13 protein-coding genes are annotated in these 13,510 nt (G+C 38.6%); 8 read left to right on the top strand and 5 right to left on the bottom strand.

Annotation, left to right across the window (positions count from 1 at the left end; genetic code table 11):
• Nucleotides 1-31 precede the first annotated feature (31 nt).
• The 5 genes from ACLKML_RS00110 to ACLKML_RS00130 all read left to right on the top strand — a co-directional run bounded on the left by ACLKML_RS00110 (nt 32) and on the right by ACLKML_RS00130 (nt 4,478).
• Nucleotides 32-1,000, top strand: coding sequence for a TRAP transporter substrate-binding protein (locus ACLKML_RS00110; protein WP_413283073.1), 969 nt, complete (start codon nt 32-34; stop codon nt 998-1,000).
• Between the two features lie 55 nt (nt 1,001-1,055).
• Entirely contained in the window at nt 1,056-1,583 is a 528-nt protein-coding gene (locus ACLKML_RS00115; RefSeq protein ID WP_413283074.1) for a TRAP transporter small permease, read from the top strand.
• Nucleotides 1,574-2,854 carry a TRAP transporter large permease gene (locus ACLKML_RS00120; protein WP_317717535.1) on the top strand — a complete coding sequence of 427 codons (1,281 nt, stop codon included), beginning with the start codon at nt 1,574-1,576 and terminating at the stop codon, nt 2,852-2,854. The genes ACLKML_RS00115 and ACLKML_RS00120 overlap by 10 nt, the downstream gene beginning before the upstream one ends.
• Nucleotides 2,855-2,930: 76 nt before the next feature.
• The gene (locus tag ACLKML_RS00125) at nt 2,931-3,626 is read left to right on the top strand and encodes a helix-turn-helix domain-containing protein (protein ID WP_413283075.1); all 696 of its coding nucleotides are present in this window, start codon (nt 2,931-2,933) and stop codon (nt 3,624-3,626) included.
• 315 nt (nt 3,627-3,941) lie between these two features.
• The gene (locus ACLKML_RS00130; RefSeq protein WP_413283076.1) at nt 3,942-4,478 is read left to right on the top strand and encodes a redoxin domain-containing protein; all 537 of its coding nucleotides are present in this window, start codon (nt 3,942-3,944) and stop codon (nt 4,476-4,478) included.
• 148 nt (nt 4,479-4,626) lie between these two features.
• On the opposite strand, the gene ACLKML_RS00135 is transcribed toward ACLKML_RS00130, so the two are convergent.
• Together ACLKML_RS00135 and ACLKML_RS00140 are read right to left on the bottom strand one after the other, a co-directional pair.
• On the bottom strand, nt 4,627-5,796 hold the full coding sequence (locus ACLKML_RS00135; protein WP_413283077.1) for a 3-phosphoglycerate dehydrogenase family protein: 1,170 nt from the start codon (nt 5,794-5,796) through the stop codon (nt 4,627-4,629).
• 132 nt (nt 5,797-5,928) lie between these two features.
• Entirely contained in the window at nt 5,929-7,044 is a 1,116-nt protein-coding gene (locus tag ACLKML_RS00140; RefSeq protein ID WP_413283078.1) for a phosphoserine transaminase, read from the bottom strand.
• A 435-nt stretch (nt 7,045-7,479) separates the two neighbouring features.
• Here ACLKML_RS00140 and ACLKML_RS00145 point away from each other — a divergent pair, with 435 nt between their 5' ends.
• A complete protein-coding gene (locus tag ACLKML_RS00145) occupies nt 7,480-8,376 on the top strand; it encodes a L,D-transpeptidase family protein (protein WP_413283079.1) in 897 nt (298 codons plus the stop codon).
• Nucleotides 8,377-8,397: 21 nt separating this feature from the next.
• Here the strand turns inward: ACLKML_RS00145 and ACLKML_RS00150 are convergent, their stop codons facing one another.
• The 3 genes from ACLKML_RS00150 to ACLKML_RS00160 form a co-directional block, all read right to left on the bottom strand.
• Entirely contained in the window at nt 8,398-9,027 is a 630-nt protein-coding gene (locus ACLKML_RS00150; RefSeq protein WP_413283080.1) for a hypothetical protein, read from the bottom strand.
• A 36-nt stretch (nt 9,028-9,063) separates the two neighbouring features.
• Nucleotides 9,064-9,849 (bottom strand): viroplasmin family protein, encoded by a 786-nt coding sequence (locus ACLKML_RS00155; RefSeq protein WP_413283081.1) that lies wholly within the window; start codon nt 9,847-9,849, stop codon nt 9,064-9,066.
• Nucleotides 9,850-10,067: 218 nt separating this feature from the next.
• Nucleotides 10,068-10,340: an Lpp/OprI family alanine-zipper lipoprotein gene (locus tag ACLKML_RS00160; protein WP_413283082.1), complete on the bottom strand. Its 273-nt coding sequence runs from the start codon at nt 10,338-10,340 to the stop codon at nt 10,068-10,070.
• A gap of 660 nt (nt 10,341-11,000) precedes the next feature.
• Between ACLKML_RS00160 and ACLKML_RS00165 the strand changes: the two genes are divergently transcribed.
• On the top strand, nt 11,001-12,500 hold the full coding sequence (locus ACLKML_RS00165) for a PTS fructose transporter subunit IIC (protein ID WP_413283083.1): 1,500 nt from the start codon (nt 11,001-11,003) through the stop codon (nt 12,498-12,500).
• 261 nt (nt 12,501-12,761) lie between these two features.
• On the top strand, nt 12,762-13,400 hold the full coding sequence (locus tag ACLKML_RS00170) for a hypothetical protein (RefSeq protein ID WP_413283084.1): 639 nt from the start codon (nt 12,762-12,764) through the stop codon (nt 13,398-13,400).
• Nucleotides 13,401-13,510: the final 110 nt, after the last annotated feature.

A 13,510-nucleotide genomic window follows, 5' to 3' on the forward strand; every position in this document is an offset into this window, starting at 1 on the left:
CCAAACTACAATTAATAATTAAGGAATAAAAATGAAAAAACATTTATTGGTAGCGACACTAGTCGCTGCGTTACTTCCGTCATTAGCAAATGCTCAGAAATTAGTTATTGCTGGTTCTGAAGCGGTAGGATCTCTTCTAGATAGGATGTCTATCCAGTTAGCTGACAATATTGAAAAATATTCTAATGGTGAACTTGATGTGAATCTTATCCGAGGAAACGCTATGGGCACTGCACCTCAAGTAATACAACAGCAGATGTTGGGGACAGTGGACATTAACTTTACTCGACCTGAATATTATAGTGAATATGTTCCAGAGTTTGGAATATTAAGTTGGGGGTTAACTTTTGATAACAGAGAGCATATGGATAAATTCTTTGCTAGTGAATCGTTTAATCACTGGAATGACGAACTTATATCAGCGGTTAATATTCGTATTCTAGCGGCTGGTCCAGATCAGGCTCGCGTTATGTTTTCGACTGATCCTGTTAAGGATGTTGATGCAATCAATAAATTAAAAATTCGGGTTCCGCAAATCACTACGTATCTTCGATTTTGGCAAGCAATGGGAGCGCAGCCAACTCAAGTTGATTGGTCAGAAGTCTTTTTATCCCTCAATAGTGGACTCGTAGAAGCGGCAGAGGCAGATTATAGTGGCGCTATGTCTCAAAAATTTCATATAGCCGCCCCATATATTACTGAAACTAACCATGTATTTTCTGCTGCAAATATTTCAATCAATGAGCAGTCATTTCAACAGTTATCGAGTAAAAACCAAGCAGTGGTAGAAAAAGCCGCGCTAGAAGCGATTACTTGGTTAAGAGAAGAAGCACAAATTGACAGCAATAAGGTTAAACAAAAAATGATCAGTGAGGGTGCAAAAGTAAGCACGATAGATCGATTACCGTTGATAAAGATGTCATCTAACGCGGCTTACGAAATGGAAAAAGAAGGGCTTTGGCCAAAAGGTACATGGGACACGATTAAGTCGGTTCGTTAATAACTATACAAGGCAGCACGACTTAGTACGGCTGCCACTTTCCTTTGGTGGAATTATGTTGATATCTATGTTTAATAAATTAATCGATGGGATTGGTAAGCTCGAGATGACTTTAGCACTGTCTTGTTTGACATTTACCGTGTTGGGTATTTTGTGCCAGGTTATCATGCGAACTTTTTTTGATGCGCCAATAGCATGGATTGAAGAAGCATTAACTTATGCCTTTATTTGGCTCGTTTTTATATCTGCATCTTATGCATGGAAAAAAAATAGTCATATCCGAATTGATGCCATTTTTATCCTGGTCAAAAACAACCGAAAAATAACACACCTTATTGAAATTATTGTTAATGGCCTTATGGTTTCATTGCTTGTAATTATGGCTGTTTCTTTAATGGATATTATTCCAATTGAATCAAGAATGAAAACCGTTGCATTACCAATAAAACTTCCTAAATCTTATTTTTATTCGATACCTTTGATGATATCAACACTTTCACTATTGATGACGAGTATCAATAATATTGTAAATGAGTGCTCGAAATTATACTTGGTCTCTAGTGAGGTGAGCTCATGTCAATAATTGTATTGTTTTTAATTTTGCTTTTTTTAGGTTTAATTGGTTTGCCTATAGCCTTTGCGCTACCATTATCGGCAATTATATTTATCACGATTGAACCCTCATTGCCCATTTCTATAGTCGTACAAAGGATGAGTGTTGGAATAGATAGTTATGTATTACTTGCAATACCATTATTCATTTTTGCCGGTAACCTGCTAAATTTTGGAGGTTTGGCAGAAAAAATATTTAATTTTGCTTTAGCACTAGTCGGACATATTCGAGGAAGTCTAGCGCATGTGAATGTCATTGCGAGTGTTATTTTTTCTGGAATGTCGGGTGTTGCGCAAGCTGATGCCGCAGGGCTAGGAACAGTAGAAGTCAAAGCAATGACAAAGGCTGGTTTTTCCCCTGAATTTAGCGCGGCAATAACCGCTGCCTCTTCTATTATTGGGCCCATTATCCCACCAAGCGGAATAATGATTATCTATTCTGTGTTATCTGGTACTTCTATTCCTGAGCTGTTTGTTGCCGGTATTATTCCTGGTTTATCGATGGCCTTAGTTTTGATGCTAACAATTTATTATCTAGCACGTACAGGAAAAGTATATTGCCCGGAGTTTGAGCGTCAACCAGTTAAACAAGTGTGGGCAGCATTCAAAGAGGGCTTTTTACCTTTGATGGCTCCTGTTTTACTGATTGCTGGCATATTGACCGGTGTTGCAACTCCAACTGAATTAGGAGCTTTAACCGTAGCGTACTCCATCATTCTAGGCGCAGTATATAGAGAGCTTACGTTAAATAAGCTATTGGAAGCGGCTAAGCAAACATGCGTAACTTGTGGTGCTTTGGTGTTTATTATTGCCGCTGCTGTCCCATTTAGTGCGATTTTGGCTTTACTTGGGATCCCTCATGCTTTAGCCGAATTCCTTACTGGAATAAGCGATAATCCAATGGTGATACTATTATTGATTAATATTGCATTAATCATACTCGGATGCTTGCTGGATACTACTGCTATTTTGTTAATAACGGTACCGATATTAATGCCGGTTATAATAACGTTGGGTATCGATCCTGTACATTTCGGTTTAATTGTCATCATTAATTTATTGATTGGTACGATAACTCCGCCTTTTGGTGTGTTGTTGTTTGTTATGATGGGGGTCGCTAATGTAAGCTATAATCAGATGTTTTCAGGAATAAAATTATTTTACATTCCTTTATTCTTGTTTCTTCTTATATTAACGTATGTACCAGCATTTTCGCTATGGTTACCTAGTCTAGTTTTTTAGAACTTCATGGCGTTTTTTGGGGGCCATAAATTTATATATGGCTCCTTTCTTGAATTAATTTGAAATAGGATATTTAGTGTCATCGCAACCTAATAAAAGCATCATTGATGGGATCTCTTGCTTGCAGGCATTGGCCTCAAGTGATCAACCTATCGGTGTAAGAGAGTTAGCTAGGCAACTTGATCTTCAACCCATGAAAGCTAATAGAGTGCTCATGACTCTTATGGCAATGGGCTTGGTTACGCAAGATAAAAAAAAGGCATATATGCCAGGTCCAGGAATACATGTATTAGCTGCTCAAGCAATTCATGGTTCATCATTATTATCTAAAGCACTACCTGTAATTGAAGCTCACTTGCCTTGTGATTATATTATATCTGTTGGTGTACTATGGAGAGATAAGGTGAGTTATTTGATACATGCTGAGCCTAATAAAACATTTTCTCAAAGTATAATTCACAACCACCTATACGATGCCAGTAAATCTACAATAGGGCTGCTGTTGCTTTCCAAGCTGGATGATAAAGAAGTCGAATCTATTTTAGGTGAAGAAAAGTTTTTAAATATAAAAGACAAATTATCGTTCGCAAGAGCTTCTGGATATGCTAAGCAATACCACTCTAATCCTAAGGAAGTAACCATAGCTATCTCACTTGATGAGAAAAATGAAGTGGCTATCGCGTTTTCTCGCTTCCATGATGTTGATTCCGATACAGTAGAGAGTAAGCTTTTAGAACTTAAACAGCTTGCCGGTGAAATTAATGTTACCTAAGGAGCTCGTAGGACTTCATTTAAGTAAATATTACTTTTAATCGGTGATTCCACCTTAAATCATAAAGGGAAACCATAAAGGGACACACACCTCTCATCAGAGGTGAAAATTACTAGATTCAGTATGCGGGCTTTTGGGTCTGTCCTCGAAACATATTGGGTCTGTCCCTGCAAAAATATTTCTATGAGAGCGGTGTGTGTCCTTGTAATTAAGGCAAGAAAATTACTGAATATATAAAATAAACTGATTGATTTATCTTGATTTATTCATGGGTAACAAACATTATGTGACTTCAATTAAAAATAAGGGGATAACATGACAACTTCACCAAAACTGGTTGCTGGAGATAGCTTTCCGATAATTAAAGCCGATTTATTGGATGGTTCTAGCATTCAATTGGGCGCTGCCCAAGGGGAGGCGACTTGGCAAATGGTTATTGTTTACCGTGGTGTACATTGCCCTTTATGCACTCGTTATCTAAATATTTTGGAAGAGTTTAAAGTTCAACTTTCTGAAATAGGTGTCGATATCGTCGCTATATCAGCAGATTCAAAACAGCAATTGCAAACGCACAGCGAACAACTTGATGTAACTTATCCAGTCGCTTATGGCTTAACAGAAGATCAGATGAAGCAACTAGGTTTGTATATTTCTATGCCTCGCTCTGAAAAAGAGACCGATCATAATTTCGCTGAACCAGGTTTGTTTATTGTTAATGAACAAGGCAACGTACAAGCGGTTGATATTTCTAACACTCCATTCTTACGTCCAGAAATCAGTGTAGTGTTAAGAGGGCTGACTTTTGTTCGCAATCAAGATGATTATCCTATTCGTGGAACGCTCTCTTATTAATCATTAATTTGCGTTACTGACGTTTACGATCGAAAAAGGAGAATTCGAAATATCGACTTCTCCTTTTTTAATGGTGTGCAGGTTAACGGGAGCAATTACTCCAAATGGTAATTTAGCCATATGTACGCTTGATTCTAAGTGTGCACTTTTAGAAAGTACTGACATTAAATACGTGTTCTATAGAAGCGAGTTGCAGCAACAGTTGTTCAGTTGGTTCGGATTCAATATCCACAATGGTGTACGCAATATCATCGCGGCTGCGGTTGAGCATATCAACGACATTAATTTCCATATCCGAAAGCACCGCAAGTGCTTGCACTAAGACTTTAGGCACATTATCGTTTGCAAAAGCAATCCGATAGCCTTTTGTTCTATCTAAACGGATATTCGGAAAGTTGACGGAATTGCGAATATTGCCATTCTCTAGAAAATCGATCAGTTGATCGGCAGCCATCGAGGCGCAATTTTGTTCCGCTTCAAGTGTGCTTGCGCCTAAATGCGGTAACAATATAACATGTGGATGCTGCAATAATTCAGGTGTCGGAAAATCACAAACATACTGATTTATGTCACCATTTTTCAGGCTATCTAAAATGGCGTGTTGGTTGACAACGCTACCGCGAGCGAAGTTGAGGACTACGGCTCCTTTTTGTATATGCTGCAAAGTTTCCGTATTAAGCAAGTTCTTGGTTTGTTCGTTGGCAGGAACATGTACACTAATAAAGTCGCTACGAGCGAGCAACCAAGGCATGTTTTCGGCTCGCTGTATTTGAGAAGAGAGTCGCCAAGCTGCATCTATATTTAAAACAGGGTCATAGCCGATGACCTTCATACCTAAAGATAAAGCAGCATGAGCAACACTTGCTCCAATAGCTCCTAAGCCAATTACACCTAATGTTTTTCCTGCGAGTTCAGTGCCAACAAAGTTATTTTTTTCTTGTTCTACTAATTTAGCAAACATGGGGTTGTCACGCTGACTCACTAACTTATTGGTAAAATCTAACCCACTGATAATCTTACGTGACGACATGAGCATGCCAGTGAGTACCAGCTCTTTAACGGCATTTGCATTAGCTCCCGGCGTATTGAAGACTACGATCCCTTGTTGAGTGCAGTCGCTGATCGGAATATTGTTAACTCCAGCTCCACATCGAGCAATTGCTTTGACGCGTTTTGGAAAAGATAATTCATGCAAATTTTGGCTGCGCAGCATAATAGCGTCAGGGTCGCTAATTTCACTAGCTACTTCATAACAATCACGAGGAAAACGATCTAACCCATGGGCACTAATACTGTTATAAGTACGGATTTTTCTCATTGGTGTTGCTCTCTTATAGTTTACTTATTGAATCAACAAGCTTTGTTATGAAATCAACGAATACCTAACGCTTTACTATTTACAGCCTTTCTATTGGAGCCTTTGTTGTCTGTATAAAATAATTAAATTCTATTACTTACAGACTTGTTGATAGCCCCAACTTAACCATGGCAGCAAGGCTTTAAGATCGCTCGCTTCGACAGTCGCGCCACACCAAATTCTTAGGCCAGCAGGCGCATCACGGTAGGCGCCAATATCAAACGCCACCTCTTCAGTATCAAGCAGCTTGATCAGCGCTTTTACTTGTTCTGGTGTCGCGTCTAGAGAAAGGCATACGCTAGTGTTTGAGCGAATTTCAGCGTCGGTGGCTAGGAAGTTTATCCAATCATTACTCTCGACAAACTGTTCTAGAACCGCGAGGTTTTCTTTTGATTTACTGATACAAGCAGATACGCCACCAATGGATTTAACCCATTTTAATGCGTCGAGATAATCTGCAACACAAAGCATTGATGGGGTATTAATGGTTGCGCCATTAAAAATACCTTCGATTAATTTATTGCCGCTGGTTAAACGGAAAATCTTCGGCATAGGCCAACTAGGAGTGTAACTTTCTAAGCGCTCTACCGCTCTTGGGCTGAGTATAATCACACCGTGTCCACCTTCTCCACCTAACACTTTTTGCCAACTATAAGTGGTAACATCCAGTTTTTCCCAAGGCATTGGCATAGCAAATATTGCCGAGGTTGCATCACAAATAGTCAGTCCATCTCGTTCATCATCTATCCAATTTCCATTAGGAACGCAAACGCCAGACGTAGTACCGTTCCAAGTAAAAACAATGTCATGCGCCGAGTCTGTTTGGCTTAGATCAGGTAATTGGCCATAATCTGCAGAAAAATGACGGACATTGTTAAGCTTTAATTGTTTGGTTATATCATTTAACCAACCATCACCAAATGATTCCCATGAACAAACGTCGACAGGACGTTGTCCTAAAAGTGACCAAAGCACCATCTCCATTGCACCTGTGTCTGATGCGGGTACGATACCAACACGGTATCCTTCAGGAAGATCAAGTAGTTCAATGGTTTGTTCGATCGAACTTTGTAGAGCGGCTTTGCCGAGTGTGCTGCGATGAGAGCGGCCTAACGTGGACAAATCTAACTGATTTACATCATATCCTGGGCGTTTGGCACAAGGGCCGGAAGAGAAGTTGGGATTAGTTGGTTTATGCTGGGGTTTCATAGTAGTCCTTGATGGCAATGGCCGGTGAGTATTCATTCGATTCTATTCTAATCATTTAGTATAAAAATTCTGTAGGCTCAGAAACTTGATCCTTAGCCAACTTTTATATCTATGTGAATAATTAGTCTAATTTAATGCAATTATAATTATATAAAGTCCGTGATACATTGGAAACCACCGATACAAAATCATTTTTGATTAGTAGCACATAAAATTAGCCTTAAAGAGTGGCCATCATGGCGCTAATCTTTATGCGTACCGTACTCGTTTCTGATATAAAAAATTTTAATAATCACTATTATATTGAAGCTTATTGTGTAAATCTGATCTATTAGGATCGCCTCCGGCTAAATAATCACCCATTTTCTGGATTGATGAGTGGTAAGGTTCCAGTTTTTATATGAGGATATTTTTTAAATGAGAATAGGCTGTATTATGCTTAATTATTTGATATTTCTGTTTTTATTTTTTGTTTCTCCTGTTTATGCAGCAAGTTATGAACTGCCGAGTGATGGTAGTCGTTTGGTTGGTCGGGTGCAAAATCACATGGTTGAAGCGGGAGAAACCATGGCAGAGATTGCTAAAAGATACGATGTTGGATTCTTATCATTGATGGCCGCAAATAAAGGTATTGACCCATTTTTACCTGAAGAAGGTACCGTTTTAGTTATACCTTCTATGTTTATTTTACCTTCCGACGATCGAGAAGGAATAGTCATTAATCTTGCCGAACTACGACTATATTATTTTGACAAAGATAACAAGCATGTGCATGTTTTTCCGGTTGGGATCGGTCGAATTGGTCGAGATACACCAGAGATGAGTTCCTCTATTAGTCAAAAAATCAAAGATCCGACTTGGACTCCTACACAAAATATTAGGAATGAGTATTTAGCTAAGGGCATTGAATTGCCTAGAGTTGTTCCTGCAGGCCCGAATAACCCACTAGGTTTGTTTGCCTTACGATTAGCTTATGGAGTAGGGGATTATCTTATTCATGGAACTAATAAAGATTTCGGTATTGGGCTTCGTGTGAGTTCCGGCTGCATTAGATTGGAACCGCAAGATATCGAATGGCTGTTTAATCAAGTACAACGTAAAGAAAAAGTTCGAGTGTTGAATAAACCAGTCAAGATGACCATGGAACCAGACAGCAGTGTATTTATTGAAGTCCATGAGCCTTTAACTCGTAGTAATGGCGACAAAAAAGTACTGCTGTTACCCGAAAATTTAGAAGGTTGGATGGATGAGTTTAACTTATCTAAGAATAAAGCCAAAGCGGCAATAGCGATTCAAAGTGGCGTACCAACTCAGATAGTGCAGCCTTATTAACCCATTGTGCGTGCTGTCACTTCAATGGGTATTTTGCAAAGGTTGTGCAGAAACTTGGTCATATACTGATAGTAAATGATTTATAGCTTCAATATGTTGCGGGTATTGATCAAATACCTCGCAGCGTTGCTGGGTCATTTCAATTAATTCGTTTGATAGCAACCAAAACAGATCAGATGTATAGAGCATCGCTGAAAGAGATTTGAACACTTGGCTTTCATAGGCTTGAGCTAAATCAGCTAAAATAGCTTCCCGTTCACTCTCACACATAATTGGTTGCTCAGATGCACTAATCGCACGTATATAGTGAACATCATTAACCAAACACTCCATCAACGGTTTGTTTTCTTCAGCAAGCAATGTCAGCGTTTGTTTTACTTGTTGTAACCAACTTTCTTTAGTCAAAATTGCTGGATCCACCGGGCCTGTACTTTGTTTAATGTTTTTTTCAATTGATCGTTGCGATTTTTTGAGTACCGACCTTATTTTTTGAAAAGGTAGCTGAAATTCAATACAAAGTTCCAGAATGAGCTTATGAAAACCACCGTTTGGGAGATGAAGGTTAGCTTTTAACATCGCCAACGCTTGTTCTTCATTTAAGGCTTGTTCTTGATGTAACGTTTGTTGTGCTGCTGTAACATTATTATGCATTTATCTGCTTTCCTAGTGCTTACGCTTTATATCGCTTTATCCGCGACGTCTTTCTAATATAGATTCAACGTCAAGTGGGTCAGAATATAAAGTCAGCGACTGTTGTTGTTTTTCTATCGCCAGTATAGACATTCTGTCTGCCAACTCGTTGCCCTCAACACCAACGTGCCCGTTCACATGATGGATCGCTATTTGGTGAGATATTGTCTGATAAAGTGCGTACATCTCTTTTATTAGCTCGACATTTTTTATCTCTCCGCCTTTGCGTTGCCAATTATTGCTTGCCCATCCTTTTGCCCATGTAGTTAAACATTGAATAGAGTAACTAGAATCACTAAAAATACTGACGGTTTTGTTTTGTTGCAAATACTGTTTACCGATTAATAAACTTTGGTATAAAGCGTTTAATTCAGCGGTGTTATTGGTTCCATTAGCTTGGTATATTCCGTACCACAATTCAGATAATTTGTTTGATTGGTAAATTGCGAGGCCAGAACCTGCTTCACCTGGGTTTGGTTCACATGCTCCGTCGGTAAAAATTTTAATATCAAACGGCATGGCCATTATTTTTTCATCGGTTAGCGCAGCCGGTTTATTTTTTTTTACGACAGATTTAGGTCTAGTACCTGGGGTAGGCTTGTTATGTGTTGATTGGTGAGATGGCGCTTTTGCTGAGCCAGAAAAAGCTTGTTCAGCTTCATATTTAGTAGGAAATGATTTATAGCGAGCATCAGGGAATTGATCCACTTGCTTCTTACATGTTGCCCAGTCAGTAAATATACCGGTTTCACGCCCTTTCCAAACTACATAGAACTTAGCCAAATTGCACACCTAAACGCCGTAAATTAAACACAGGGCGAATGTATTACACTCTGGAGGTGAATTCAATTATGGCGTGTTAATTTAGCCAAAACTATTTATCAATTTTGTTAGTCAATAAAAAAGCCCTAATAGAGAAATTAGGGCTAGTCAATAAGATGATACTTTTTACTTTGTCTATACTTTTTTGCTTTGTTTACACTACTGTAGGTAAAACTAAACTATTTAGTGTAAGACTGAGCGATGTTGTCGATGCGTTCGTTGGCACGCATTGCTTCATCTTTTGCTGACATAGCAGCATCTGATGCTTTGCTTGCTTGCATTTCTGCATCTGATTGACTTGATTTAAGTGATGCTACTTCACTGCTCAACTCATCAATTTTAGAAGACAATGCACTCATTTGGCTGGTCGTTGCTTCATCAGGTCCAGATGCGCAGCCACCGAGTAAAAGAAGAGAACCCATACCTGCTGCTACTAGTAATTTCTTATTCATGCACACTCCTGTTGTGTAATGTAGTCTAACTGATTCGTTTATAGTGTAGACCCGATTTAATTTATTCTCTAGGGGAAAAAGTTGAAAAATCACGAATTAACGTCACTATTTACACTGTAAAAAATGGTTGTTCTCAATTATGAGACGTATTTATAGAGTTGTTTTTGTCATTTTTAATATCAAACGCACAATTTGTTGTCCAAAATCATTTTTATTAACTGCACCAAATCTTTTTTATTAACAGCACCAAATACGCTATTTTTACCTGAAGGTTTGTCTTTAATTTGTTTTAAACTATTCATTTTTTTTCGATTTAGGATTACTACATATATTTGATGTTACAATTTATGTGTTATCCAATATTCTATAAAATTTGGCTCTATCTGTGATGAATACTGACTTAGTATCTATTTCTAGGACTTTTTGTGAGGATTAAGTTGTATTGTATGAGTAATAATAAACAATACAACTTAAATACATAAGTTGTATTTTGTGTGATTGGTGTCACGGACAACTAAGACAAATAATACGATGATACAGCTAATGAGTGAGTGATAGCTGACTCATATAATTCTGAATTGGTTTTGTATTTAGCAAAGCATGATGAACAACTGGCATGACCAATTTGAGACTGAGAGAGACGAGACAAAGGATAAAAAGATGAAAATCTTAGCAATTACTGCATGTACCGCTGGGGTCGCTCATACCTATATGGCAGCCAAAAACCTTGAGAACAAGGCCAAAGCTCGTGGTTATGATATTAAAGTAGAAAAGCAAGGTGCCAACGGTATTGATGGCCGTATTACCGCACAAGATATTGCAGAAGCGTCAGGTGTTATTTTTGCTACAGATGTTGGTGTCACTGAAATGGAGCGTTTCGATGGCCTAGTTTCTGTGCAGGGTAAAGTAAAAGATGGGGTTAAAAAAGCGGACGAAATGATCGACGCATTGATACAAAAAATCGAAGCGACAGGTGCTAATGCACCGGATATTTCAAAGCCACATAAAACAGAATTTGATCAAGAGGAAGATGATAATAGCAATTTTGTGGTCAAATTCTTTAAAGATTGGTACAAAGGAGCGCTTTCTGGTGTCTCTCATATTATTCCGCTAGTTATTATTGGTGGTTTATGTGTTGGGTTACTTAACCTTTTCTATGGTTATGATTACACTCATTTATATAATCTGACCAGTGAACAAATTGCCGACAAAGAGTTTATGGCCGACTTTGCTACAACTCAGCAAGGTATTGTGCATTATTTGTATTACATTGCACTTAAGGCGTTTAATCCGTTACTGATTTGTGTTCTCGCCGCCTTTACCGCTTACGGTATGGTTGGTAAGCCAGGTTTAGCTCCTGGTTTTATGGGCGGTTATGTAGCGGTTGGTGGATCTTTCGGTAAGTTGACGATAGTGAGTGGTGGCTTTATAGGTGGTCTTGTTGCTGGTGCAGCGGCTGCATTGTTTGTCATGCTTATTCGTCAAATCAAAGTACCGCAAGTATTAGAGTCAGTTAAAATTCTTATTGTAACCCCACTTGTGGCTGGCGTACTTACCATATTATTTATGCTTGTTGGTCCGGGTAAGTTTTTTGCTTTCCTAAATACCTCATTGTCTGATTGGCTTAATGCAATGAGTGGCTCTAACTTACTCATTCTTGGCTTCATTTTAGGCTGTATGTCCAATCTTGATATGGGTGGTCCAATAAATAAAGCAGCATATCTGTTTTGTATTGGTGCGGGCACCAATGGTAATACTGAATTCTATGCGGCATTTACCGCGGCCAAATGTATCCCAGGTATGTCGCTTGGTATTATGTCTATTGCGTTCCCTCGTTTCTTTGATAAAGAAGATCGCCTTGCGGGCCCGTCAACTGCCATTCTGGGGTTCTGCGGTATCACCGAAGGTGCGATTCCTTATGCTGTAAAAGATCCAATGCGTATTATTCCAGCTCATATGATTGGCGGTGGCGTGGCAGCGGCTTTGATTTTATCTTCTAAAATTCAAATCGGAACTATTGCCGGTGGCGCCGTATTTATGCTGCCAGTGATTAGCGAACCTATGGCCTGGCTAACTTATTTTGTTATTGGTGTGGCGGTTTCAATGGGCTTAACTATTGCTCTTAAGATGTTTAGCGCAAAAGATAAAGTTCATGCATAACTGACATCCTTCACTGCTTTAGCAAAGTACAGGTGATCTTAAAGAGAGGGTTTAACGGCGAATCGTTAAACCCTCTCTTTTTATTGTCAGTCTTTGTTTATGGTAAGTAAGACGATTGTTTATGATAAGTAAGAAGAATCGTAAGTGAGGCGAGATATTCAGTAAAAACATTGAAAAATATCGAAAAACATATATTTATTGTCAAGTTCAGCTAAAGTCCTAAAGAGTGATAGTTAAATTGTATTGTAGGATAATAATATTATGTTTCGAATCTTGTTAAGTAGCGTTATTTTAATGGGCTGCAGTGCCTTGCTGAACGTTAATAGTGTATATGCTAAAGACGCCAATATTGAGACTATAAATGCACAAGGTGTGAATGATAGAGAATCGAATCGCTCTTTGATAAGTTTAGATGTTGTGGTTGATACGGATGGTATTACAGATGCCATTTTGACAACCAATAAATCAATGCTGCAGGTAGTGGAAGTACTTGAAAACATAGCCGACAATCAAGAGTTGACGCCAGAACAAGCTGACGTCATGCTTTCTACCACGCAAAATATCAATCAACTGGCTATTGCGTCTGCTCAAGTTGTCGATGCTTTGCCGGAAGTGATCGCTAGTACTAAACAATCACTTGTTCAGAATAGTCAGGTTTTTCTGCACGATTTGAAAATAGATATTCTGATCATGTTAGTTGTTGTGGTCATTGCATTAGTGGTAGTGATAGCGTGTTTATACTGGTTTGTGATTAAGCCAATGCAAAGTACAGTGATTAATGCAACCACGAATGTGGCCAGTATGGCTAACTCAATACAGATTACCGCTCAGTCTTTACAAGAAACCAATAAAACTAATGCTAAGTTAGTTGAATTATTGCAATCACCAACGAAAAAATAACTGACTAACGTATTAGTCCATTTTGTAGGGAACAGCACAAAAACAAGCTACTTTGAAAGCAAAAATTTGTTTCAAAGTAGCGTTCAGTCAATCACTATTTGGTTGAATAG

This window comes from Vibrio sp. MA40-2, assembly GCF_047302445.1.
GTDB lineage: Bacteria > Pseudomonadota > Gammaproteobacteria > Enterobacterales > Vibrionaceae > Vibrio.